We start from the raw sequence: 2,422 nt of genomic DNA on the forward strand, positions 1-2,422 counted from the left end.
CGCATCGCACCATTTGCAGGCGTTGCTTTTTGCCTCCTCGCGTTTGTCGTGCTCACCCCGAAGTCTGGGCCATTTCTAGTCTTCGATAGGCCGATGCTCGCCTTGGGGCTCGCAGCGCTATTTTGTTCTGTTCTGGTGGTGCTTGCGCTCTGGGAGCCACAACGAGTGCGAGCCGGCTTGCCCGTTTCGGCCCTTGGTAGGACGTTTGCCTTGCACCTCGTCGTACCCGCGTTTCTGCTGCCAACGTGGGGCTTGATCTTTGCCCTGCCGGCCTTTCTTCGCCCGGACGCCTTGACATCTCACTGGTGGATTTTGTGCGGGTTTACCTCTCTGGTCGCGTTGAGTTTTGGTGCGGCCAGCCTTCCGGCGGGCCTGCGCTTTGGCCGGAGCGGAATATGGCTGGTCTATGTTGTGTTCAACGCGGTCAGCTTAGTGATCAGCCTTCAGCCCACGCAATTTGGGAAGAGGTGGGCCCTGGAGGGGCAGCTCAGCCTGAGGGACCTTACGATCATTGGAGTGCTGGTCATCATCCTGATCTCGGGCTGGATCTGGACGTATTTGGAGTTGGCATTCTGGCGAAAAGCCTACCAGCACCAATCACTTATACCGACACGTTGGCGTGGCGCCGCCAACTAGGAGTGCCACCTGGACAGATGTCTGCAGGAACGACCGGCCCATAAGCCCCTAGGCTCCACATATTTCTGATAATATTCCTTATGCGCATTCTGGATCACGTCTAAAATTTGCAATCCGGCCGATCGCGCCGACACTCCCGGTGGTCTTCCACACCCGAGAGCCCCCCAAATGACCCTCCCCAAGACCTACGCCTGGCTGAGCCGCATGGAGCCCCTGCCGCGGATGATCTCCGCCGCCCTGGCCGAGTTCGGGGTCCGCGAGACCGCTGGTGCCGCAAACACCCCGCAGATCCTCCAGTGGGCCGCCCAGACCGGCCTCGCCAGCGACTATCGGGCGGATGCCATCCCCTGGTGCGGCCTCTTCATGGCCCATGTCGCACGGATTTCCGGACGGGAGGTGCCGCCGGCACCGCTCTGGGCCCTCAGCTGGGCGCGGTTCGGTGTCGAGGGCGGCCAGCCCGAACTGGGCGACGTCCTGGTCTTCATGCGCCAGGGTGGCGGTCACGTAGGCCTGTACATCGGCGAGGATTCCCGATGCTATCATGTCTTGGGAGGCAACCAGGGCGACCGGGTCTGCATTACCCGCATTGCCAAGGAGCGCCTCTACGCCGTCCGCCAACCGCCCTATGTGAACAAGCCCCGCTCCGCTGCGACCTACCGTCTCGCCGCCACTGGCGAGGTTTCCTCCAACGAGGCCTAAGACCATGACCGAAGCCGCCCCTGCGACAGACGCCATTCCCGGATATGACCGCCCCGTCGTCGAGGCCTGGCTGGCGGCGAACTGTCCGGAGCTGTCCGGCCCCTTCGACTGGGTGCGCCTGCCCGGCGGGCACTCCAACCTGACCTGGCGGCTGACCGATACCCACGGCCGGCAGGCGGTGATTCGTCGTCCGCCCCTCGGCGAGCTCCTGCCCAAGGCCCACGACATGGGCCGGGAGTTCCGGGTCCTGTCGGCCCTGAAGGATACCCCCGTCCCGACGCCCCGCCCCCTCGCCTTCTGTGAGGACCCGTCGGTCACCGGGGCGCATTTCTACGTCATGGACTTCCTGGACGGGCATCCCCTCTACACGGTGGAGGACGTCAAGGACTGGGCACCGGAGGCCAAGCGCCGGGACCTGGCCTTCGCCTTCATCGACGCCCTCGCCCAGCTCCACGCCCTGGACCCCGCCGCCGTGGGCCTGGGCGACCTGGGCAAGCCCGAGGGCTATGTGGAGCGCCAGATCAACGCCTGGGGCCGGTCCTGGTCCGCGTCTGTGGGGCCGGCAGGCTTTGACGACCCCCGCGCCCACGATGTGGAAGCCTTCCTGCGCGCCCGCCTGCCCGGCCAGGTCCCGGCCCGGGTCGTCCATGGGGACTTCGGCATCCACAACATCCTGGTCGGGCGGGGCGGCGGGCTGCTGGCGGTGATCGACTGGGAGATCGCCACCCTGGGCGACCCCCTGGCGGACCTGGCCTATGCCCTCAATCCCTGGCCGGCCCCCTCCGATCCTGAGCCCCCGACCGAGACCTCGCCCCACGCCCAGCCGGGCTTTCCCACGCGGACAGAGTTGGCCGAACGCTACGCCGCCGCCACCGGCGCCGACCTGTCGGGGCTGAACTACTACGTCGCCTTCAACCGCTGGAAGAGCGCCTGCATCGTCCACGGCGTCTATGCCCGCTACATGGAGGGCAAGAAGAGCACCGAGGGCGTCGACACCGAAGGGCTCAGGCTCAGCGTCCTGCGCAGCCTGGAGCTCGCCGCCCGGGCGGCAGCGGCCGACTAGGCCGGAGCAAACTCCAGTGCCTCC

Annotated in this window: 3 protein-coding genes; all 3 read left to right on the top strand. The window is 66.2% G+C overall.

The window, feature by feature from the left end:
- Positions 1-636 (top strand): hypothetical protein (locus WCJ52_RS12755; protein ID WP_336903680.1); only part of this gene is annotated, 636 nt, incomplete at its 5' end.
- 168 nt (positions 637-804) lie between these two features.
- A complete protein-coding gene (locus WCJ52_RS12760; RefSeq protein WP_336903681.1) occupies positions 805-1,335 on the top strand; it encodes a TIGR02594 family protein in 531 nt (176 codons plus the stop codon).
- 4 nt (positions 1,336-1,339) lie between these two features.
- Positions 1,340-2,398 (top strand): phosphotransferase family protein, encoded by a 1,059-nt coding sequence (locus WCJ52_RS12765; protein ID WP_336903682.1) that lies wholly within the window; start codon positions 1,340-1,342, stop codon positions 2,396-2,398.
- Positions 2,399-2,422: the final 24 nt, after the last annotated feature.

Source organism: Phenylobacterium sp. (assembly GCF_037138395.1).
GTDB lineage: Bacteria > Pseudomonadota > Alphaproteobacteria > Caulobacterales > Caulobacteraceae > Phenylobacterium.